The organism is Myxococcales bacterium (assembly GCA_022563535.1).
Classification (GTDB): Bacteria; Myxococcota_A; UBA9160; order UBA9160; family UBA4427; genus DUBZ01.
This window is the reverse complement of the sequence record JADFNE010000006.1, coordinates 76,238-97,726: the sequence shown is the minus strand read 5'-3', so window position 1 is coordinate 97,726 and position 21,489 is coordinate 76,238. Positions and strand designations below refer to the sequence as shown.

Sequence of the window (21,489 nt, the reverse complement as noted above, 5' to 3'; positions counted from 1 at the left end):
CATTCACCCCCTGTCCGCGCCACCGGAATGCCCATCAATAACTAGCACCCCGAAAACCCCCTTTCCCTCATTGCCCAAATAGCAACATGCCCAGTAAAGCAAGGACACCCGAGGCTTACACCCAAAGCCCCGCAATCCCTCCCCGTTCCAAGGAAAGTCACATCCAAACCCACAAAAGAAATATTTCTAATTCCGAAGTAGCGCCGACTAGGCCGCCGCCTTCTTCCGGGCACCGATCAACGAGCCGACGGCGTCGGAGATGCCGTCCACGCTCAACGAATACATCGAGAACATATCCGCAACGATGCGTGTGGTCCGGGTGCTCTGCCAGATCTTCTGGGGATCGGGGTTTACCCAGACGGTGCGGTGGAAGTGGTCGTCGATGCGTTTCAGCCACTCGATTCCCGGGGTCTGTGATTCGAGGCGTGGATTGATGTTGCCCCGGGGAGAGAGAAGTTCTGCCGGATGCATGGCGGCGTCTCCCACGATCATGACCTTCCAGCGTTCGTCGAGCTTGCGCAGCATGTCTCCGGTCGGGATCGAATCGCGCCGGGCCAGGGTTGCGTTGGTGCAGATCAACTCGTAGATGCAGTTGTGAAAGTAGTAGGACTTGAACTCGCGCAGGCCGCGTTCTTCGTGCAGGGCGGTGAGCAATCGGCTCATCGGCTCGTAGTATGGATCCATGGTTCCGCCGACATCCATGAGCAACAGCAAGCGAATGTTGTTCTTGCGTTCGGGGCGGAACACCAGCTCGATCTCACCCGCATTTTTGCAGGTTTCGTCGATGGTTTCTTCCAGATCGAGTTCGGTTACGGGGCCCGTTCGGGTGAGTTGCCGCAAGCGCTTGAGCGCGAGCTTCATGTTGCGCAAGTTCAGGGTGGAGTCGGTTCGGTAGCCTTCGAACCTGCGATCTTCCGCCACCTTCATGGCCGAACGATTCTTGCCCGGACCGCCCACGCGAATTCCGGTGGGATGCTCGCCACCGTGGCCGAACGGAGAACGGCCCCCTGTGCCGACCCACTTCCCGCCGCCGTCGTGGCGTCCATCTTGCTCGGCGAGGATGTCCAGAAAGCGCTGCATCAGCTCGTCGCTGTCGAGGTGTTCGAGCAGCGCGCGCTGTTCGTCCGTCAGTTCCTGGAAATTCTTGGGGTCCTGGAGCCACTCGAGGACCTCGTCTTCGATCGAGAGCGCGCCTTCGACACCGTGGAACACGTGGGCGAACACGCGATCAAAAGCGTCGTAGTAGGTTTCGCTTTTGATCAGGCAAGCGCGGGAAAGATTGTAGAAGCGAAACAGGCTCGAACCGTGGAGTCCCTTCTCGAGGGCCTCCATCAGCATCCGCCATTCCTGGAGCCCGACGGGAACCCCTTCTTCCCGCAGCTCGTAGAAGAGATCGAGGAACATCTCTCGTTCCGCCTCCTGAACTATTGATTGTACTTGGGACCGAGATCGCTCCAGTTCTTCGGAAGCGTCCCGCCTTCAACCGTGTAGCTCTGTAGCGCTTCGGTGTCCTGCTCGTTCTTGAGCAGCGCTCCCAGAAAGGGAATGGACTGAGAAACCTGTTCGGTCGTCACCCCCGCACGAAGCAGCGCAGAAATCCAATCGATCAATTCCGAGGTCGAGGGCTTCTTGCGCAGCTCGTCCTGGCCGCGAAGCCAGTAGAACTTGACCAATACCTGATCGAGAAGTTTTACATCGAGGTTCGGGTGGTGGACATCGATGATCTTCTTCATCAGATCTCGCTCGGGAAACTCAATGAAGTGAAAAACACAGCGCCGCAGGAAGGCGTCGGGCAGTTCTTTTTCGTTGTTCGATGTAATGATGATCACGGGTCGATGGTTGGCCTTGATCTCGTCCCCGGTCTCCAGCACGGTGAAACGCATTTCGTCCAGCTCGAGCAGGATGTCGTTGGGAAACTCGAGATCCGCCTTGTCGATTTCGTCGATCAGCAGGAGCTGTCGTTCCGGCGATTTGAAGACGCGGCCCAGCGGGCCGAGCTTTATGTACTTGCGGATGTCGGAAACATCTCCGTCGCCAAAACGCGCATCGTTGAGCCGCTGTACCGTGTCGTAGACGTAGAGTCCGTCCGAGGTCTTCGTCGTCGACTTGATGTGCCAGGACTCCATCGAAAGTCCCAGGCCCTCGGCCACGTGCATCGCGAGCAATGTCTTGCCCGTTCCCGGCTCCCCCTTGATGAGAAGCGGGCGTTCGAGGGCGATCGCGCAGTTGACTGCGTCGATCAACGGACCGGACACCACATAGCCGTCCGTTCCGGTGAACCGATTGAATTCTATATCCGAGGGCATTACTTCCCCTTTTCTGCACCAAGTCTGTAAGCGGCGATCGTCGCTGATCTGGGCCTGCGCGAAACTCGCGTTGAGAACTCAGGCGCGGACCGCGCCGAGTGGCCAGAGACTAGCGGCACAGAGTCGAGGCGTCTGCCCCATGAGAGGCAGAGATCGCATTGTTCGGCGATGAGACTGCAAAATCCTTCGGGGGCTCAATGAGAACCGCGACTCGGGGTCAATTCTGGTGAATCACCGCGGGCCGTGGGAATTGATCCCCGTGAAGTCTACCCAGAGGCCTTGAGGTACGCCTGCAACGCCACCCCCACCTCCCGGGCGCTCTGGAAGCGCTCCTCGGGCGCCTTGGCCAGGAGCTTCATGATCAACTCGGCCAGTGCCTCGGGGACGGTCACGACGCGTTCCCTCGGATCGGGCACGGGCTGTGGGCATGCTGGTAGGTCACGTCACCCGTTTCGTACGGAACCGTCCCGGTGACTAGGTGGAACAGCGTCCCGCCCAGGGCATAGAGATCGGCGCGATGATCGGTCGTGCCGCCGATCGCCTGCTCGGGAGCCATGTAGTTGGGCGTCCCCCCGATGATCGTCGATGATACTCAGCGCTGCTTCGGATTCGTAGACGAGCAGCCGCGCCGGTGCAACGACGAGCCCTCCTCCGTAGAGTCTTCGGGTCTCGAGATCGTAGAGTCGAAAGTCGGCCTCAATTTTTCCGTTGCGCGAGCGAAGATCGAATCCACTCCGCAAATCCCTCGGCCATCGGCTCGAGTGCCTCGTCCACGACCCCGGTGCTGACCATCAACGCGGGACCGCGCGGGGCGTCGGGGGAAGCCTCGGGAGCGTCGGCCCACACAGGCACTGCAAAGCTCAGAGCGATCACAATGAGGGACGCGGCAGCGTGATTTGGCGAAGAGTTCAACATGAGGGTTTCCACGGAGATCCGGCAGGAGAATGAGTCCCCTACCCATCGAAAATCAGAGTGCCGAGCATGAGATTCGCGATCCGAGGGCAGCACGGCCCAGACTTTTCAATTTCTGCGCTTGAAACCCGGGGCCAGTTGCCTGGTCGTAGGTGTGCAAAAGCCAACGCAACCACCTGATTTGATCGCGCTCTGGCCGCCTCGATTTTCATCGATTGGCCCACTACCCTCGTTTCGATTCTAGTGGCCTCGAGTTTCGGGGTTTCCACCTAAAGCGAGTCCACCCAGAACCCGGAGCGTCGATCACCGCGTGAGCACGATTTCCAAATCCCTGCGTGGCGAGGCCGAGAAGGCGCGAAGTCGCGCGGCGATGTTGTCGCTCTACGGAGGAGTTCTGGTGCTCGGCGGCAAGGCCGTGGCCTACGTGCTCACGGAATCGACCGCGGTGCTGTCGGATGCCCTCGAATCCATCGTCAATGTCGTGACCGCGCTGTTTCTGGTCTACAGCATCCGACTGGCCGCAACCCCCGCCGATCGCAACCACCCCTACGGTCACGGCAAGATCGAGTTTTTTGCGGCTGGCGTAGAAGGAACGTTGATCGTCGTCGCGGCGACCTTGATTCTCGCCGCAGCCACGCAAGCGTTTCTTCACGGCTCCAACATTCACTCGATCGACATCGGAATCGCCCTGCTCCTGGGCTTCAGCGCAATCAATGCCGGAATTGGCTGGCATCTGATCCGGGTCGGCCAGCGCGTCAACTCCATTGCCCTGCGCGCCGACGGCGCGCACTTGTTGACCGACGTCTTGACCACGATCGGCGTGCTGATCGGACTGCTCGGCGTTCGCGTTACGGGTTGGACAGTATTGGACCCGATCGCCGCCACGATCGTCGGGCTCAACATTCTTCGCGTGGGTTGGAAGCTCTCGCGTGAGGCTGTGCGTGGATTGATGGACGAGGCAGACGATTCGCTGCTGGCATCGATCATCGAAAAACTTGAAAAGTCCCGCAAGGACTGGTGCATTGATCTTCATTCTCTCCGGTCCTGGAGTTCCGGCGCACTCCATCACGTGGATTTCCATCTCACGGTGCCGCGCTACTTCGATACCGAAAAGCTCCACGAATCCGAAGAAACCTACAAGCGCGATTCATTTGCGGACGACCAACAGGCATGGGATGTCATCATCCACTACGATCCGTGCCGCCCTCGGCACTGTGACAGCTGCAAGGTGGATCCTTGTCCGGTAAGGTCTGCGCCCTTCGTTTCCCGAGAACCGTTTGACGTAATCAACTCTACCCGCGAAGACGAAACTCTCGACGAAGGGATCCCGCTGAGCCGCGAATCGAGCATCGAACTGTGACCGTTAGCGACGCGCAAAAGACCTTCATGGAGCAGAGCCTCGAAGCGCAGGCCGCATTGATCGACCGCCTCGATCTCGAAGAACTCGATCAAGATCTCTACCGGGGATACAACGAGCCCGGGCGTCTGGGGCGAATCTTTGGCGGGCAGGTAGCCGCCCAGTCGCTGATGGCGGCCGGGCGCACCGTGGATGACTTGCTCGCCCATTCCCTGCACGGCTACTTCCTGCGCGCCGGGGACCCCGAAATCCCGATCATCTACAGCGTCGACCGAATTCGGGATGGTCGTTCATTCGTGACGCGGCGAGTGGTGGCGAAGCAGCGCGGCAAAGCGATCTTCAACATGTCTTGTTCGTTCCACAAGTTCGAAGAGGGACTCGAGCATCAGATCGAGATGCCCAAAGCCCCGGAACCAGATTCAATCCCCAACTGGGGCGAGCGCTCCATCCCATTGCGGGACAAGCTTCCAGAGCGGATTCGCAGGGTCTGGCATCCCGGCACGCGACCGATCGACACCCGTGAAATCAAAATCCCGATCTTCCTGGGCGGAGAAGCCACGGGTGGCGACAATCTGGTCTGGCTGAAGACCCCGGGCCCGCTACCCGACGATCCGTTTCTGCATCAATGCATACTCGCCTACGCGACCGATTTTTCGTTGATCGACACGATGCTGCGGCAACACAAAGTGCCGGAAGGTCGCGGGCCCGTGAGTGCCTCGATGACCGCGAGCCTCGATCACGCGATCTGGTTCCACGCACCCCTGCGCATCGACGATTGGCTGCTCTATCACCAGGACTGCCCCGTGACGGGTGGAGCGCGAGGCTTTGCCCGGGGCACGGTCTACACCCGTGATGGACGACTGGTCGCGAGCGCAGCGCAGGAGGGCCTGATCAGGCCCGTGGCGCCACCCGACGCGGAAAACCGCTCAATCTAAAGTCCAAAGAGCGCTCAGTTGAGCGCGTCACCCATATGCAAGAGCGGCAGTGGTTGGACCGAGTTTGAATCCATGAAGTAGAGCTTCGCAGCTGGATCCTTGGACATCGCCTTGAGGGCCTCCAAGGCTTGCAGCTGGATGTAGGCCGGATTGCTCGCGATCGCATTGTTGATCAAGCGGATTTCGTCCGCTTTCGCCCTGGCGAGCACGACAATCTGTGCTGCTTCCAGATCTGCAGACTCCCTCTTCGCTTCGGCCTCGGCGACTATCTGTAGTTGCTCGGTGCGGAAGCGCTCGAGTTCTGCCTTCTGGCGCTCGACCGCCTGTTCGCGTTCTTTCTTCTGCTCGATCGCCTTGGTGAGAACCGGCGGCAGATTGATGTCGCGAATCAGGACAGCTGAGATGTCCAGGCCCAGGGGACCGAGGTAATCTATGAGGCCAGCCAACAGCGTATCCTCCAGGCGACTGCGTGTTTCTTCGAGAAAAAAGTCTTCGGCCTTTGCGATGGTCGTGCCCTGCTCGCGCACCATCGAACGAACCTTCGGCACGAGATAAACCGCGACAGCCTGTTCCCGGGTTCCCACCTTCGCGAAAACCTCCGCCGCCATCTGGGGATTGATGCGCCACTGGATGCTCACGTCTACTTTGGTCTGTAGCTGGTCGCGGGTCGGAACTTGCGCTGACTCTTTGTGGGTATTCTCGCGAATATCGAAGTCGTGCCAGCGCCGCAACGGGTTTACGAGGTGAGCACCGGCGACAACGGGCTCGGGATTGATACTGCCGAAGAGGTCCGAAACGGACACATGGCCCGGCGGAACGATCTTCACGAAGCGCGGCGCAAACATCACCAGAAACAGCACTATGGCGATGGTAATCATTGCATTGTTGCTCATTGGACTCACCCCTAATATTTGATTGGCGGCTGTACTCTACTCGCACCGCCGCCGGGTTGCGAGGGCGAATCGGGCGAGGGGATTGTCCCCCCCCTCTTGAATATCCGGAACAAGCGTGCGGCGGACTGGAGGATCGGGCTCAGGCGATCGCCTTGCTGTCCTCGAGCTTGGCGATCTCGTCGGCGTCAAAGCCCCAATCCGCCAACACTTCTGCAGTGTGCTGCCCTGGGTAGGCGGGCGAGCGCCCGATTTCGGGCACGGTCCGACTGTACCTGGGCGCTGGGGCCGGTTGGGTCACGCCGTCGCGAACCGTAAACGTATGCCGCTGCTGATTGTGTGGGTGCTCGGGCGCTTCTTTCAGGGAGAGCACCGGCGCGAAGCAGACGTCCGTTCCCTCCATGATTTTGCACCACTGGTCGCGAGTCTTCTGCTTGAAGATTTCTGCAATGTCGCGCTTGAGGGCGGGCCACTGGTCGCGATCCATCTGATGCGGCAATTCGCGTCCCTCGCCGAGCCCCGAATGCTCCAGCAACAGCGCGTAGAACTGGGGCTCGATCGAACCGATCGAAATGTATTTGCCGTCGCTGGTTTCGTAGACGTCGTAGAAGTGGGCGCCGGTATCGAGCAGATTGGTGCCGCGCTCGTCGTTCCAGCCGCCCATGCTCGCAAACGAGTGGAACATGGTCATGAGCAGCGCCGAGCCGTCGATCATTGCCGCATCGATGACTTGTCCCTTGCCGGAGGTCGCGCACTCGACCAATCCACAGGCCACCCCAAAGGCAAGCAGCATGCCGCCACCGCCAAAGTCACCGACAAGGTTGAGGGGGGGCGTTGGCGGCCCCCCCTTCCGCCCGATTGACTCGAGCGCCCCTGCCAAGGCGATGTAGTTGATGTCGTGACCCGCGACCTGGGCCAGCGGACCCTCTTGTCCAAATCCGGTCATGCGTCCGTAGACCAGCCGGGGATTGCGAGCCAGGCAGACGTCGGGGCCGAGTCCCAGGCGCTCCATCACACCCGGTCGAAAGCCCTCGATCAGTGCGTCCGCGCCTTCGACGAGCCTGAGCAAGGTTTTGACCCCCTCGCCGCTCTTCAGGTTGATGGCGATGTTGCGCCGACCGCGGTTCAAGAGATCGCCGTGAGGTGTGTTAGGGAAGAACTCGGGCACGCGATCTGCGCGTTCGACGCGCACCACCTCGGCACCCATATCGGAAAGCATCATGGCGCAGAAAGGCCCGGGGCCGATGCCCGCAATCTCGAGAATTTTAATGCCGTTGAGGGGACCGGCCATGGGAGTTCCTCCGCTGCTCAGCCGAGCAGCTGCTTTGTAACAGATCGCTTGCGCGCGCTGACCTTCTCTTCGGACTCTTCGACGATTCTCTCGTCGGGTTCGATTTTGAAGATGGTTTCGCCTTTCGTGATGATTGTTCCGTCCGCGTCTTTCATGCGGTTCTCGGTAACGACTCCGGCGCAGGGGGCCAGCACCTTGTTGAACATCTTCATCACTTCGATGATGAACAGCGGCTGGCCCGCTTCGAAATGCTGACCCTCGTCGATCAACAATTCCAGGTGCGGCGCTTCTCTGGCGTAAAACGCGCCGCCCGACGGAGCCACGATTTCATCCGCACTGGATCGGGGCGGCGGCGCGAGATGGCGCACGAGTTCAGTGGCCAGTTCGGGATCCGCAAACTTGTCGGGAAACCCGATCGTGAAGTCTTCGCCGACCTCGATCGCGGCAAAATCCGATGCGACGCCAATGGCCGGAATCAGCAGCAGGATGTCGAGGCCCACCTGGAAGCCGCGATGTGCCGCCTGGCACTCGCTCCAGAGTTCGGGGTCGTTGGGCGCGACCTGTTCATTGGTATCGGCCGTAAAAAACTCCTGAACCTCGCTCCAATCCGCGGCTCCACTGAGTTCAGCGAAGCGCGCGTAGAACGCGAAAGCATTCTCCATGATCTCTTCGTCGTGTTGCCAGATGATTTCGCAGGGAGGCTTGTCGGGAGCGTTTTCAATATTGAGATAGCGATAGAGCTGTTCCAAAAACCGCATGGGATTTTCCAGGAAGCGAAGTGATCCGTCCCTGACTGCCCACAACTCGCCATCGAAGCGACCGAGGAATCCTGCCAGCACGTGGGGACTGTCGAAGAGTCGCCGCATGGGGCGCAGCAAGAGTGTCTGCTTGGCAGCGAATACCTGCCGGGCCGAGTCGTCATCGAGGCGCTCGAGAATCTGCGTGGTGGCAAGATCGAGATCGACGTCATTGACGATCTTCTTCAGCGAGCCAACCCCCGCCAGATACGAAAGCATGAAGCTCGTGTCGGGCTTGGCCATCGGCGCTTTCCCGATGAACCAATTGCACAACCCGTAGTGGAGATCCATGTTGGTCTCGAGATCGTCACCGCGCATTTCGGTTCGCCGCAGGATCTCCGACAGCTGCTGCAGGTTTTCCGCGCGACTTTCTCCGTGGGTGAGCACGAGGGCAATATTCGAATCGTAGGCGCCCGCCAGGTTGTAGAAAACAAATGCGCCGGTGTCGGGGTTGCGGGTCCCGATGCCCTGATCGAAGCGGATCTCGCCGTCTAGCGGCCGCGACCAACTCTTGATGACGCCCCCCGCGTGGGGTTGCAGGGCGTCGTTGGTCGCATTGATGCGAACCTCGATCCCCGAGCGATAGCGCACGACCCGCTCGGGCTTCGGCAGTCGATCACCGTGTACCGACAAGAGCACCATCGCCTCGATCAGGTCGTCCACGTAGAAGCGTTGGGTCGAATTCTTCGGGTTGGTGAACATCAGGCGGTAGGCGAGTTCCGTCACGCCGTGCTCGACCTGAATGCGAGTGTTCATCTCCATGAAGAAGTGGTCCGTGCCCTCGACGATGCACTCAAAGGTCGAAACACTGTTGAGACCTGTCGCCTGGCCGAACCGCTCGGATTCATCTTCCATGCGCTGCAGAGTCGCGATGTCGCCCTTCACGGTTTCGGCGGCAATACCCGTGAGACCCATGCCCGTCAGACCATTGAGAGAGTCCTCGAGCAGTTCCTTCGTGAGCGACACCTCGAGGAGCTTCTGCTCGTGCATCTGCACCGAACAATCGCGACCGCCCAGGGAGAGGCACCAATCCCCGTTTCCGATCAGCTGGATCTCGTTGTGGCGCGAGGTTTCAATGTTGAGTTCGGTCAAGAAGTTTCGATTTGAACCTGCGGCGGTCATTTTGACTTCGGCCAACAAGTCGACGACTGCGGCCGCGACTTCGTCGGGCTTGGCAACCACCCGCTGACCTTTGCCGCCACCACCCGAAATGTGCTTGAAGCGAATGCGATGTTTCGGGTAATCGGACCACATCGATTCCGCGAGCTCGAGTGCCGCCACCTGAAGCTCTTCGATCGATACGAGTTCGACGCTCGCGCGGTAGCCCGCGAGCAACAACTGCTCGGCGTTCTCGACGAGTTCCAGATCAGCGTCGAACACGAAATCGAGGCCGTGTTGGTTGGCCAGCTTCTCGAGGGCCTTGCGGTCCTTGGCGGACTTGATCAGCGCCCGGGCCGAAACATCGTCAAAACCGGGGATGACCGCATTGCCGAGACCCCGAGCGAGTTTCTTGGCTTCGTCCTTGGCCCCGGCGATCCGGCACACCTTCGACGAGGGGCCAATGAAGGACAGGCCCGCATTCTCCACGGCTTCGATGAACTCCGCGTCCTCCGCCATGAAACCGTAGCCGGCAAATATATGGGTGTATCCGTTAGCGGTCGCGATCTCGATGATTTCGGCGATCCGCTCGAGCTTCTCTGCTTGCCCCGCGCCCATGTAGTCCGGGACCCGATGCACATTGCGCACATCCGCAATGCTTCGCAACTCCGGCGCCAGACTTCGGGGATAGACGATCGAATCTTTTTCGGAAAGCAAAATGCCCGACGCCGCGACGCCAATCTCGGCAAAAATATCAAAGGCTTCCTTGCGCACCGGGCCGCGACACACAATCAAGCACTTGACCGACGCAAGGGAAAACGAACGCAACCAATCCGATTGGGCTTCGTGAAACTTTCCCTGCCTTAGTTGGTTGTCGAGCACTACTCGAACTCCCTCTGGACACCACCCATGGCGGACGGTGTGTACCTGCGCATCAAGAATGCGAGGTTCTCGGCCAGCACCTTGCGGCTGTTTCCGGGCATGACAACCTTCGAAACAGAGCCCAGGGCGAGAGCCTCCTTCGGGTTCATCAATTCTTCTTCGTAGCGAATCGAAAGCGCTGCCAAGGCATCGCGCTGGAGCTTCGCGGCGTCTTCCTCGGGGGCACCCGCTTCAATCGCCTTCTTGTAAGCCGCCGAGGCCGCGCGCATCTCGCGCTTGTACACGAATGCTTTGCCGGCCTGCCCCATGACTGCGATACGCGCCATTGGCAGTGTGAAGACCATGTCGGCGCCGACAAAGTGCGAGTTGTAGGTCGCGTAGGCGCCGCCGAATGCATTGCGAATGATCAGGGTGAGGCTGGGGGTGCGCAGATCGATGATCGAATCGAGCAACCGACGTCCCTCGAGCAGGATCCCCCCCGATTCCTGTTCGACTCCTGGCTTGAAGCCGGTGGTGTCCTCGAGAAAGATCATCGGGATGTTGTACAGATTGCAGAAGCGCACAAATCGCATCGCCTTGCGCGCAGCAGCGATGTCGATCTGCCCGGAAGCCACCGCAGAATTGTTTGCAACGAACCCCACAACGTGACCACCAAGCCGGGCAAAGGCCGTAATCATGTTGCGGGCCCGCAAAGGCTGCAGCTCGAAGTATTCCCCGTGATCGCTGATCATCTGGATCATCAGGGTGATGTCCATCGGGGCGTTCATTCCGGCGGGAGTGCCGAAGGTCTTGCGGAAGAGACGATCTTCATCGGGCATGAAGCGGTCGACGGGATCGGAGGTCTTCCAAAAGGGAGCGCTGCTGTGGTTGTTGTCGGGCAAGTAACCCAAAAGTCGGATCGCAGTGCGAAGTGAACCCAGCTCGTCGGACGTCTGTAGATCACAGACCCCGTTCAACCCATGCACGCCCGGCCCGCCAAGTTCGTCGGCGGTCACGTCCTCGCCGAGCACCGACTTCACGACCCCGGGTCCGGTGATCCCAATGAAGGTCTCTTCGGCCTGGATCATGAATGAACCCTGACGCGGCAGATACGATCCGCCCCCGGCGTTGAAACCAAACATCAAGCTGATGCTCGGCACGACGCCACTGATCTTGCGCAGGGCGGTAAACGCTTCGCTGTATCCGTCGAGCCCCCCCACTCCTGCGGGCACAAAGGCCCCGGCCGAATCGTTCATGCCGATCAGCGGAATGCCGCGCTCGCCAGCCATATAGATCAGGCGCGCAAGCTTTGCGCCGTTCGTCGCATCCATTGATCCCGCGCGCAGGGTGAAATCGTGGCCGTAGACCGCGACGTCCCGGCCGCCAATGTCCAAAATGCCCGTGATGATCGAGGCACCGTCGAGATTCGGTCCCCAGTTTTCCCACATGAAGTTTGGCTCGAGACTGCTCAGCACCTTGATCCGTTCGAAGACGGTCATGCGCGACTTCATGTGCTGAATGCGAATCCGATCGGTGCCGCCCCCGCGGATCGAACGGGCCTTGAGATCATTGCCGAGGGCAAGGGCCTTGTCGTAGACGCCGGTGGCAGTCGACTCGACAGCAGAGGGCTTGGCGAACGGGTTTTCGAGGGTATGAGTCGCTTGTGTCATGGTTCCCATTGGTGATCTGGAAGTGACCGGAGACCCGAGTCAGGCTCTGAGTTTCATCTCGTGATTTGGTACCGCGCTCCAACGGTTCGAATCCGAGCGCGACAGCATTTGCGGGTAGATCGCGGGCGCAACCACCTCTGGGAGACAATTCGGTGCGTTTGATGCTAGCCCAATTTTCTCAGCTCGATGCTGGAAGACTAAATTTACCCCGTGGGGTGAGGGCCGTAGTGAGAGGGCTTCGAATGACGAATTCAACCCTGCCCCGACCATGCATCTGGTTTGAGACCTAGTCTGCCCGGGAGCGTTTGGCCAAGAGAAGTTTGTCGCCGAACTTTTGTTGTGAAATCGATAGTGAAGTCGATCGAGGGTTCGGCAAACATGAAAGTCGCGATCATTGGCGCCGGCGCGGTGGGACTTGGAATTGGGAGCGGCCTTTCGTCTCGAGGGGTCGAGGTGCTTTACGTCGTGAAGCGCGAGACTCTCGGTCGTGCGCTCGCAGAAAAAGGCATTTCGCGTACCGGCCTTTTCGGAGATCTGCACGTCAGCCCCGATCGCTTCGACGTGACCGACTCCCTCGCTGCCATAGCCGATGCCGCAGCGGATCACTGGATCGTCTGCACCAAAGCGACCCAGTCCCTGGAACTCGCTCGCGACCTGGCCCCGATCTGGCACGCGATCAATGCTGCAGTGAGTCATGGACCGCACAAGTCCCCCACCATCGTGCTGTGCCAAAACGGATGGGGAATTGCCGAGACTTTCAGCGAGTGGATTCCGCGCGAGAACATTTTCAACGCGCGGATCATCACGGGGTTCGAGCGGGTAGACGCCACAAGCGTACGAGTCACGGTCCACGCGGACGCGATTCACATGGGCAGTCTTCACGGCGCGGACCCCCGGGAACTCGAGCCCTTGTGTGCCGCCATCGGCGCCGGCGGCATTCCGTGCGAAGTGTCGTTTGAGATCGAAAAGGATCTCTGGGCAAAGGTTCTATACAACGAATTGCTCAACCCACTCGGTGCCCTGGTCGGCGTCGCATACGGAGTCCTGGGCGAGCGACCGCTGACCCGCTCGATCATGGAAGCGCTCGCGATCGAAACGTTTTCGGTGATGCGGGCGGGCGGTTTTGAAACCCATTGGGATTCGGCGGAGGAGTATCTTGCGGTGTTCTACGCCAAGCTCCTGCCCCCGACGGCGCTTCATCAGTCATCCATGCTTCACGATCTGCGCGGGGGGCATCCGACTGAAATCGAAGCCCTTTGTGGAGTGATTGCCGAGATTGCGGAAGCCCATGGCGTGGATGCGCCGATCAACGGGGCGCTGTTGACCCTGGTTCGGGCGGCGGAGCGGCGTGGTGAGGAATAGAGGGATCAGGGGGAGTCGCTGGGGACTGCGGGGTCATGGCGCCGCAAAGCGCTGCGTTACCTCGGACCAGTCCCGACAGCGAACCAGCCGATTCTGCACGGAGGTCGCAAGACCCGAGGTATCTCGATTCCAGGGGTGATCCATCAGGGCGACGTCGATCTCCAACTGCTCCGCCAGGAACGCGGCCACTTCGAGTGAGTCTTCGACCGCGAGGCAAAACTTCATCTTGGCAACGTCGTCGAGGGTCAGTGGGCAGAAGCCTTCGGGCCGCGAACTCGCGCGTCCATATTTGTCGACAAAGGAAAGACTCGCGTGAGGAATCGCGTGATCCGCAAGCCAGCCCCGCGTCGCGGCTTCGGTGGTGGGAGGACGGCCCGTCAAGATATGAATCTCGTAGCCCGCGGAACTCCAGCTGGCGAGGGCTGCGGACGCGCCCTCGATGAGCGCCATGTCGCGCAACACTGAGTCTTCGTGGACGTGTGCGAAGAACTGGTCGAGTTGTTCCGGGTCGAGCCCAAACACCCTGCCCAGATCAAACTCCGTGACTTGTTCATAGTCAACCTGACGGCCGTGAAGCTCGGCGACCAGCTCGATGAGAGATGCCACGGTCTGGGATAGACAGTCGTCGATGTCGACGTAGATCCGACGGCAGTCGGATCGATCTTCAGCGACCGGGGAATTGCTCATTCACCGCACGCTGCGGCTGCGAGCAGGGCTCGGATCTTGTCGAGGGATTCTCGGTATTCGCCCATGGGATCCGAATCGATCACGACGGCGCCACCGCTGTGCAGGTGGATATGACCATTGCGCACCAGCAAGGTTCGAATCACGACCGAGAGATCGAGCCCGCCGGCGGCGTCGAAGTAGCCGATGGCTCCGGAATAGATGCCACGACGCACCGGTTCGATGCGGTCGATGATCTTCATCGCGGCAATCTTGGGGGCACCGGTCATGGACCCCGGCGGGAAGGTGGCGCGCACCAGATCGGCGGCATCGCAATCGCTGCGCAGGGTTCCGCGCACCGTCGAAACCATCTGAAAGACCGTCGCGTACTGCTCGATGGTCATCAACTCCGGTACAACCACTGTGCCCGTCTCGCACACGCGCCCCAAATCGTTGCGCACGAGATCGACGATCATGAGGTTCTCGGCGCGATCCTTCTGGGATCCCTCGAGTTCCTTCGCGAGCAGCATGTCCTCTGTACTGGAAGCGCCCCGTCTCCGGGTGCCCTTGATGGGACGACTCTCCGCGCGGCCCGCGCGATCGAGGCTCACAAAGCGCTCGGGGGAGCTGCTCGCCACCGTCACCTCGGGCAGTTCGAGATACGCGGCGAACGGCGCCGGACTCAGCTGGCGCAGCGCACGATAAAGACGCCAGCCTATGTCTGCGTCGCACCCTTGATCCGCGAGATTGGCACTGGGCAGATCGATTCGCTGAGTCAAATTGGCCTGGTAGACGTTTCCGGCGGCGATCTCTTCGCGGATTTCCTCGACCGCCGCGGCGTAGCCCTCTGCGTCGAAGTGAGCCTTTGCGCCTTCGGGCAGAGGCGAGTCGAGGAGTTGCCGCCGTTGCAACCAATCGATTTCACTCCCGGCTGCCGAGCTGGCGCCGTTCCGTAAACTCGCGCGGGCGAGATCCGCGATCGATTCTGCCGCCAGTACCGCGCGCCCACGTGCTGCGCCGACATCTGACGCATCGGCGATGCCCAATCCAACTGCGTAGCTGCGCTGCGCGACATGATCGATCACCAACAGTCGATCGACGAACAACAAAACCAGATCTGGCAGTCCGAAATCGTCGCGGCTCGTAAGCTGTACCGGCTCGCACGATTCGGCCAACTCGTATCCCAGGTATCCGACCGCACCGGTGAGAAATGGCGGGACGCGGGAGAAATGGGCCTTCAGCTCAGCCAAGTCGGGAACCGGAGGAAGCAGCGAGCGCATGATCTCGAGTGGATCCCCCGAAACGTGTTGCACGCCTGGTTCGAAAACTCGTGCGTCATCACCAAGGGCGTCAGCAAGAACGTCACCAGCAAAGACGTCACGTAGACACTCGATCTCATTCTCTTTCCCGCGCGAACGAAGCACGAGATAGGGATCCGATCCCATGAACGAGTATCGGGCGATCTCCGTGGAAGGAGCGCCGGGGGAGCCTCCGCTGTCGAGCAGCCAGGGATAGGGGCCAGATCGCAGCGCTTCAAAGCACGCAATGACCTCGGGCATTTCGGTCAATTCGCGAACTTCCAACGCGCTGACCTTCGACATGGGGGACGATCTCCTGGGGAGAGCAAAACCTACCAGACCGCAACGCCTCCGCCACTTGCACCCGGATTGCGGGCCAAAGTCGCTGCTCGAATTCCGATCATGAGCGGCCGCCGCGATGTCGCGCCGAGGCCCTTGCACGGCACTGCTCACTTTGTGCCATCTGACCGAACATGTCGATTACGGGCCGAAAGGCCCCGATCGGGTATTCTCGCCTGATGAAGAGAGTTTGCTTTTATCACGCCGGTTGCCCGGATGGATTTGGAGCGGTCTGGTCGGTGCGGCGCGCATGGGGTGACGACGCGCGCTACATCGGGAGATCCCATGACGACCCGCTCCCATTCGATGAACTCGAAGACGCTTTGGTGGTCTTCGTCGACATCGCGGTCGACAACCAACAGTTGCGAGAACTCTCGGAAGTTGCGGGCCACATCATCCTGCTCGACCACCACATCTCGGCCAAGCTCCGCTACCAGTCCGATCTCGCGACCGTGAACCAGCTCGAAGCTGCGGGCCACGAAATCCACTTCGATCTCGACCACTCGGGTGCGGTACTCGCTTGGAACTATTTTCATCCCGACGACGCCCCGCCTTCCCTGCTCGAATACGTCGAGGACCAGGACCTGTGGAATTGGAAGCTCGTGGGTTCCGAAGAAGTCAATGCCGCGATCGCCTCCTACCCGCGCGAGTTCGAAGCCTGGGATGAACTCGCCGAACGCAGTCCCGAAGAATTGATGCGCGACGGCGAGCCGATCGTGCGGGCGAACAAGATGGAAGTGCAGCGAGCCCTCCAGCATCGACACACGATTTGTATCGGGAATGATCGCGTCGAAGCGGTGAATGCCACGAGCAATCGCAGTGCCATCGGCCACGAACTCGCCAAACGCTCAGCCTTCGGACTCGCCTGGGGTTGTGTCTACCGCATCACTGGAGACCAGGTGCACGCCACGCTCTACTCGATCGGAGACCTCGACGTTTCTCAGATCACCGCCAATCTGGGGGGCGGCGGCCACCGCAATGCCGCTGGCTTCAACGTCGCTCTTTCCACCTGGCTCGCTGACTTTCAATAGGCCCGAGTTCGGCTGACTCCACCCTCGCAACAACATCACAAAAACAACCGAGGCAAGTGGAAGCTAGAGTCGAACGACGGCCAGAATGGCCAGGACTGATCCCGCCGACGCAACGAGATAGAGAAGCGCCCCCACCGCTGCATCGCGCTCGCCACCCCCAAAATCCAGGGCAATCGAGCGAATGTGATGCACTCCCTTCCAGAGTGGCAGCACGAGCAGCGCGGCGAGTAGCAAGCGGCCCAGAATGTTCGAACCCAGCATGTGTGCGCGCTCGTAACTCAACGCTTCCGCGGAAACGATCTCCAGGGGCATGAGCAGGCCGACGACCAGAACCCAACCCGTCAACAAGATGGTGCCGATCAGGATTCCCTGACCAAAGAGAAACCAGATGATGGGTTCGATGCGCAAGAGAAACGTCTTCATCAGAAAATGACTCCCGCGAGTACCGCCGAAAAGGCGACCGTCACCGCAATCCATACGGCGTAGAGCAACCCTTTGATGACAAAATCGGGGGGCATCGGAATACCGTGGTCGCGTGGTTGCGCTTTCGGGAACAGGCTGAAGAAGCGAACCCCGACAAAGATCACCGACACCAGCGCCAGAACGTGGAACCCGATGTAGAGCGGGTGCTTAAGTGTTTCGATCGCGGCGTTCCAGGCCTCGGGCCCCTCGCCGAGTGCCCAGATCAAGCGTATGGCGAGAAAACCGAGCAAGACGTAGATGAACCCCGTTGCATCGAACAGCAAGTAGGTTCGGATGCCGGGAGCGGTCCACCAGGTGGTGGGCATTTCGGGGGGAGCCGTGCGGGTGCGCCCGGGAGTGGGCGGGCCCATGGCGTCGGGATGTGCGGGGCCTGCCATCGCTACTCCCCTCCCCTGGGTATCACGAAGCCCTTGGCCCAGTCGATGACGGCGCCGAACTTCGCCTGGTTGACCGCGGCCGCCGGGTCGACATTCTTGGGACAGACGTCACTGCACTCGTTGGCGTAAGAGCAGGAATACACCGAACCCTCGCCGCGAAAAATCTCATTGCGTTCGTCATTGCCTTCGTCGCGGTTGTCGAGGTTGTACCGATGGCCCAGGGCGATCGCCGCTGGACCGAGGAAATCGGGCTCGTTGGCCACCACCGGACAAGCGGAATAACAAAGCATGCAGTTGATGCACATGCTGAACTGCTTGAAGACGCCGAGTTGATCGGGAGTCTGGGAGTAGGTGCCTTTTTCGTTGAACGACTCGCTCGCGGCTTCTTCCTTGGCGCGTATGATCCAGGGCTTTACTTTCTTGAACTTGTCCATGAATCCGTCGAGATCGACGACCAGGTCGCGCACGACGGGAAAGTTGGCCAACGGCTCGATCACGATGCGGTCGCCGAAACCCGAAATCGCCACCTTGCAGGTGAGCGACGGTTCGCCGTTTACCATCATTCCGCAGCTTCCGCAGACGGCCATGCGACACGACCAGCGGTGGGAGATGGTCGGATCAACCTCGTCCTTGATGTAGTTGATCGCGTCGAGGATCATCCAGTCTTCTTGAACCGGAATCGTGTATTCCTGGGTTCGTCGTACCTCGTCCTTGTCTGGATCAAAACGGGTGATGACGATCGTCTTGGTCAGCTCTCCACTCATCAATACTTGCGCTCCTCAGGAATCCAATGACCCAGGGTGACTTCTTTTTTGTCGATCCGCGGCCGCGCGTCGGACTGGTAGAAGGCGAGTGAGTGATGGAGAAAGTTCTGGTCGTCGCGGGTCGGGTAATCGCGACAAGTATGGGCGCCGCGAGACTCTTTGCGCAGTATCGCGGAATTCACCAGGGTCTCGGCAACGTCGATCAAAGCTTGAAGCTCCAGGGCAGCGATCAACTCGGTATTGAATACCTTGCTCGGATCGTCGAGCTTGAGGTGCGCGGCGCGGCCCTTGATTGCATCTACAGCGTCAACGCACACCTGCATGGTTTCATGCTCGCGATAGACACCGCAGCCCTTTTCCATCGCAAGGTTGAGTTCCTTGCGAAGGCCGGAGAGCTTTTCTTCTCCGCGGTTGCTGCCCCTGAAAGCTTCGACACGAGCCGCCTCTTCCTTCGCTTCCCCGGTGAGCGCAGCTTCGTTGCCCGCGTCGGATCCCTTGGCATATTCGAGCGCGTTGCGCCCCGCCGATGCACCGAAGACCAGGCACTCGGTCAAAGAATTCGAACCCAGCCGATTTGCGCCGTTGAGTGATGCACACGCAACCTCGCCCGCGGCATAGAGTCCGGGCAAGCTGGTTGCGGCGGTAATATCGGTATCGATGCCACCCATCATGTAGTGGAGCACCGGGCGCACCGGAATGGGTTCGTGGACCGGGTCGATTCCCACGTAGGTCTTTGTGAGTTCTCGCACGAAAGGGATCTTCGACATGATGACGTCTTCGCCCAGATGCGTGAGATCGAGATGCACGTGTTCGCCGTACTTGTCCGGCATGCCACGACCCGCTTCGAATTCCTGGATGATCGCGCGGGAGATCATGTCGCGCGGTCCGAGTTCTGCCTTCTTCCCGACCCCGTAGTCGTAGTCGACAAGGAAGCGTGCGCCCTCGCTGTTGCGCAGATAACCGCCCTCACCGCGAGTGGCTTCTGTAATCAGGATGCCGGTACCCGGAAGCCCGGTCGGGTGATACTGGACGAACTCCATGTCCTTGAGCGCGACTCCGGCGCGGTAAGCCAACGACATGCCGTCACCGGTCTTGATCATGCCGTTGGTGGTAAACGGAAAGACCTTGCCCGCACCACCGGTCGCGATTATCACCGCGCGTCCCAGAATTGCCTTCATCTCGCCGGTGCGAATATCCAGACTCGCAACACCGCAGGCGCGGCCATTGTCGATGAGAAGCTTGGTGACGAAGAATTCGTCGTAGCGAACGATGTTGTCAAAGCGCATCGAATGCTGGAACAAACTGTGAAGCATGTGGAAGCCGACTTTGTCGGTGGCGTACCAGGTGCGCTTGACCGTCATGCCACCGAAGGCCCGGGTGGCGACCGAGCCGTCGTCGTTGCGGCTCCAGGGGCAGCCCCAGTTTTCGAGCAGCGCGAGTTCCTTGGGCGCTTCTTCGACAAAGTACTTGATGACGTTTTGGTCGGCGAGGAAATCGGAACCCTTGACCGTGTCGAAACCGTGCGACTCGAAGTCGTCGTCTTCCCGCGCAACTGCCGCAGCACCACCTTCGGCGGAAACCGTGTGGCTCCGCATCGGGTAGACCTTCGAAACCAGGCCGATCGATGCCGTCGGATCCGCTTCAGCGACGGCGATCGCCGCGCGCAAACCTGCGGCGCCGGCGCCTACAATAACGATGTCATGTCGAGTGACTTCAACCACGCGATCTCCACCCAACGCGTCAATTTTCATGTTGGTTCACGAGCACCGCCCCTGATCACGACCCACTGCGAGTTTCATCACAAGGGTTGGTGCATCGCAGGTTTGGTTGGCTCGGCAGGTTACACGATCCGCACGCGAGTGGGGAATATCGAGATTTAGAATTTGCCTCTGGCGATCGCAACTTTGACGAAAACCTGCTTGACATTCTGATCACTTCTCGAACGGATAGAAAATCTGTCTGGATTTTCGAGGCTGGTGTATCGCTCGGTACAACCTCAGCACCGTCTCAGCCCAAAGGAGATGGGAACCAATGCTGTAGTGCTCAAATTTTTGGAATCTCGGAATGCTTCGTCATTTTTTGCGCGTGTGACCGGTTCCGTCACACGCGGGTCACAGGCTGTCTTCATTCATCTACACAGGAGGAGAAGACCGCCGTGCGATATTCTGGAGATCGACAGCAACCTTCGGAGTGGAGTTCCCTCGTTGCGGTTCGCGAAGCGACTGCGGGTGCGGTTCAGGCGCTCGTGGTGATGGCGGGCTTTGTGCTGTTTGGGCTCGGCTGGGCGGCACTCGCCGAAGCGAGCCAATCGTTTTCACAGTCTGCGCCGACCCGGGTACATTCTCGGGCCCATCAACTCGACCCCGATTCGTTGACCCGATACCGTGAAGAAACTCGCATCGCGTCCCCAATGGACTGCAGGGAGATTCGCCACGCGCAGATCGAAAGACATACCTCTCGCTACACCAGGAGCACCCCATTCACCCAGCAGGACGGATGCCCGGGATGAGTCTCCCCGGGGACTCGATCCCCTTCCAGGCGCAAGAGAGTGGCTCGTCGACGGCTACAACGTCCTGCACTGCGCGCCGTTTCGCTCGAGCTTCGCAGATAGCGAAGCCAAACCTACCGGCCAGAAACCCTTCTGGTCCAACACGATGCGAGAGCGCCTGGTCGCTTTCACCAGGCGCTTCCCGGATCCTCACGCTGAGATCTGGCTCGTGTTCGATGGCTCTCGTGCGCCGGAGGAACCGGAGCGCGGCGATCATCCCAAGGTAACGCTCCAGTTTGCACCCTCCGCCGATGACTGGATCGTAAAGCACGTGCGCGGGGCGCCGGACCCCAACACGATTGCCGTCGTATCGGGCGACAGACAGCTGACTGGCCGGGTCCGCCATCACGGTGCGGCGGTCGTTTCACCACGACTGTTTCTGGGACACTGCGCGCCAACGAAGTCGTGATCGACGACACTTCGTGCGAAGAAAGCTACTCGAATTTGGAGCGAGTTGACATTTGGGGTTGCCGAGTCCAGGCTGCCAGGGATCTCGACCAGGAGCTT

General features: G+C 60.0%; 18 protein-coding genes. 5 read left to right on the top strand and 13 right to left on the bottom strand.

The window, feature by feature from the left end:
* Positions 1–207 precede the first annotated feature (207 nt).
* The 3 genes from IH881_03700 to IH881_03690 form a co-directional block, all read right to left on the bottom strand.
* Positions 208–1,404, bottom strand: coding sequence for a VWA domain-containing protein (locus tag IH881_03700; protein MCH7866775.1), 1,197 nt, complete (start codon positions 1,402–1,404; stop codon positions 208–210).
* Between the two features lie 20 nt (positions 1,405–1,424).
* Positions 1,425–2,306: a MoxR family ATPase gene (locus IH881_03695; GenBank protein ID MCH7866774.1), complete on the bottom strand. Its 882-nt coding sequence runs from the start codon at positions 2,304–2,306 to the stop codon at positions 1,425–1,427.
* A gap of 696 nt (positions 2,307–3,002) precedes the next feature.
* A complete protein-coding gene (locus IH881_03690) occupies positions 3,003–3,221 on the bottom strand; it encodes a hypothetical protein (protein MCH7866773.1) in 219 nt (72 codons plus the stop codon).
* 307 nt (positions 3,222–3,528) lie between these two features.
* On the opposite strand from IH881_03690, the gene IH881_03685 reads away from it, so the two are divergent.
* Together IH881_03685 and IH881_03680 are read left to right on the top strand one after the other, a co-directional pair.
* Positions 3,529–4,578, top strand: coding sequence for a cation transporter (locus IH881_03685; GenBank protein ID MCH7866772.1), 1,050 nt, complete (start codon positions 3,529–3,531; stop codon positions 4,576–4,578).
* Between the two features lie 26 nt (positions 4,579–4,604).
* Positions 4,605–5,510: an acyl-CoA thioesterase II gene (locus IH881_03680; protein ID MCH7866771.1), complete on the top strand. Its 906-nt coding sequence runs from the start codon at positions 4,605–4,607 to the stop codon at positions 5,508–5,510.
* A gap of 14 nt (positions 5,511–5,524) precedes the next feature.
* Here the strand turns inward: IH881_03680 and IH881_03675 are convergent, their stop codons facing one another.
* From IH881_03675 to IH881_03660, 4 genes are all read right to left on the bottom strand, one after another.
* A complete protein-coding gene (locus IH881_03675) occupies positions 5,525–6,355 on the bottom strand; it encodes a prohibitin family protein (protein MCH7866770.1) in 831 nt (276 codons plus the stop codon).
* 187 nt (positions 6,356–6,542) lie between these two features.
* Positions 6,543–7,691, bottom strand: coding sequence for a CoA transferase (locus tag IH881_03670; GenBank protein ID MCH7866769.1), 1,149 nt, complete (start codon positions 7,689–7,691; stop codon positions 6,543–6,545).
* Positions 7,692–7,708: 17 nt separating this feature from the next.
* Complete coding sequence (locus IH881_03665; protein ID MCH7866768.1) at positions 7,709–10,468, bottom strand: biotin carboxylase; 2,760 nt, start codon at positions 10,466–10,468, stop codon at positions 7,709–7,711.
* Positions 10,468–12,117, bottom strand: a complete 1,650-nt coding sequence (locus tag IH881_03660) for an acetyl-CoA carboxylase carboxyltransferase subunit (protein ID MCH7866767.1) — start codon at positions 12,115–12,117, stop codon at positions 10,468–10,470. Before IH881_03660 ends, IH881_03665 begins: the two co-directional genes overlap by 1 nt.
* Before the next feature lie 378 nt (positions 12,118–12,495).
* On the opposite strand from IH881_03660, the gene IH881_03655 reads away from it, so the two are divergent.
* Complete coding sequence (locus IH881_03655; protein ID MCH7866766.1) at positions 12,496–13,479, top strand: ketopantoate reductase family protein; 984 nt, start codon at positions 12,496–12,498, stop codon at positions 13,477–13,479.
* A 33-nt stretch (positions 13,480–13,512) separates the two neighbouring features.
* Here the strand turns inward: IH881_03655 and IH881_03650 are convergent, their stop codons facing one another.
* Positions 13,513–14,166, bottom strand: coding sequence for a hypothetical protein (locus IH881_03650; GenBank protein ID MCH7866765.1), 654 nt, complete (start codon positions 14,164–14,166; stop codon positions 13,513–13,515).
* Positions 14,163–15,743 carry an aminodeoxychorismate synthase component I gene (gene pabB / locus IH881_03645; GenBank protein MCH7866764.1) on the bottom strand — a complete coding sequence of 527 codons (1,581 nt, stop codon included), beginning with the start codon at positions 15,741–15,743 and terminating at the stop codon, positions 14,163–14,165. Before pabB ends, IH881_03650 begins: the two co-directional genes overlap by 4 nt.
* A 215-nt stretch (positions 15,744–15,958) precedes the next feature.
* Between pabB and IH881_03640 the strand changes: the two genes are divergently transcribed.
* Positions 15,959–16,810 carry a hypothetical protein gene (locus tag IH881_03640; GenBank protein MCH7866763.1) on the top strand — a complete coding sequence of 284 codons (852 nt, stop codon included), beginning with the start codon at positions 15,959–15,961 and terminating at the stop codon, positions 16,808–16,810.
* Positions 16,811–16,873: 63 nt separating this feature from the next.
* On the opposite strand, the gene IH881_03635 is transcribed toward IH881_03640, so the two are convergent.
* From IH881_03635 to IH881_03620, 4 genes are read right to left on the bottom strand one after another with little or no spacing between them, the layout of a single operon-like run.
* Positions 16,874–17,233: a hypothetical protein gene (locus IH881_03635; GenBank protein MCH7866762.1), complete on the bottom strand. Its 360-nt coding sequence runs from the start codon at positions 17,231–17,233 to the stop codon at positions 16,874–16,876.
* A complete protein-coding gene (locus IH881_03630; protein ID MCH7866761.1) occupies positions 17,233–17,670 on the bottom strand; it encodes a hypothetical protein in 438 nt (145 codons plus the stop codon). Before IH881_03630 ends, IH881_03635 begins: the two co-directional genes overlap by 1 nt.
* A gap of 2 nt (positions 17,671–17,672) precedes the next feature.
* Positions 17,673–18,434, bottom strand: a complete 762-nt coding sequence (gene sdhB, locus IH881_03625) for a succinate dehydrogenase iron-sulfur subunit (GenBank protein MCH7866760.1) — start codon at positions 18,432–18,434, stop codon at positions 17,673–17,675.
* Positions 18,434–20,185, bottom strand: a complete 1,752-nt coding sequence (locus IH881_03620) for an FAD-binding protein (protein ID MCH7866759.1) — start codon at positions 20,183–20,185, stop codon at positions 18,434–18,436. The genes sdhB and IH881_03620 overlap by 1 nt, the downstream gene beginning before the upstream one ends.
* A 633-nt stretch (positions 20,186–20,818) precedes the next feature.
* On the opposite strand from IH881_03620, the gene IH881_03615 reads away from it, so the two are divergent.
* Positions 20,819–21,391 (top strand): NYN domain-containing protein, encoded by a 573-nt coding sequence (locus IH881_03615; GenBank protein ID MCH7866758.1) that lies wholly within the window; start codon positions 20,819–20,821, stop codon positions 21,389–21,391.
* Positions 21,392–21,489: the final 98 nt, after the last annotated feature.

Excerpts from the sequence above, each read along its gene's own strand:
- IH881_03700 (MCH7866775.1), bottom strand. The coding sequence starts at position 1,404 with ATGTTCCTCGATCTCTTCTACGAGCTGCGGGAAGAAGGGGTTCCCGTC.
- IH881_03695 (MCH7866774.1), bottom strand. The coding sequence starts at position 2,306 with ATGCCCTCGGATATAGAATTCAATCGGTTCACCGGAACGGACGGCTAT.
- IH881_03690 (MCH7866773.1), bottom strand. The coding sequence starts at position 3,221 with ATGTTGAACTCTTCGCCAAATCACGCTGCCGCGTCCCTCATTGTGATC.
- IH881_03680 (MCH7866771.1), top strand. The coding sequence starts at position 4,605 with ATGGAGCAGAGCCTCGAAGCGCAGGCCGCATTGATCGACCGCCTCGAT.
- IH881_03675 (MCH7866770.1), bottom strand. The coding sequence starts at position 6,355 with ATGTTTGCGCCGCGCTTCGTGAAGATCGTTCCGCCGGGCCATGTGTCC.
- IH881_03670 (MCH7866769.1), bottom strand. The coding sequence starts at position 7,691 with ATGGCCGGTCCCCTCAACGGCATTAAAATTCTCGAGATTGCGGGCATC.
- IH881_03660 (MCH7866767.1), bottom strand. The coding sequence starts at position 12,117 with ATGACACAAGCGACTCATACCCTCGAAAACCCGTTCGCCAAGCCCTCT.
- IH881_03655 (MCH7866766.1), top strand. The coding sequence starts at position 12,496 with ATGAAAGTCGCGATCATTGGCGCCGGCGCGGTGGGACTTGGAATTGGG.
- IH881_03650 (MCH7866765.1), bottom strand. The coding sequence starts at position 14,166 with ATGAGCAATTCCCCGGTCGCTGAAGATCGATCCGACTGCCGTCGGATC.
- pabB (MCH7866764.1), bottom strand. The coding sequence starts at position 15,743 with ATGTCGAAGGTCAGCGCGTTGGAAGTTCGCGAATTGACCGAAATGCCC.
- IH881_03640 (MCH7866763.1), top strand. The coding sequence starts at position 15,959 with ATGAAGAGAGTTTGCTTTTATCACGCCGGTTGCCCGGATGGATTTGGA.
- IH881_03635 (MCH7866762.1), bottom strand. The coding sequence starts at position 17,233 with ATGAAGACGTTTCTCTTGCGCATCGAACCCATCATCTGGTTTCTCTTT.
- IH881_03630 (MCH7866761.1), bottom strand. The coding sequence starts at position 17,670 with ATGGCAGGCCCCGCACATCCCGACGCCATGGGCCCGCCCACTCCCGGG.
- sdhB (MCH7866760.1), bottom strand. The coding sequence starts at position 18,434 with ATGAGTGGAGAGCTGACCAAGACGATCGTCATCACCCGTTTTGATCCA.
- IH881_03620 (MCH7866759.1), bottom strand. The coding sequence starts at position 20,185 with ATGAAAATTGACGCGTTGGGTGGAGATCGCGTGGTTGAAGTCACTCGA.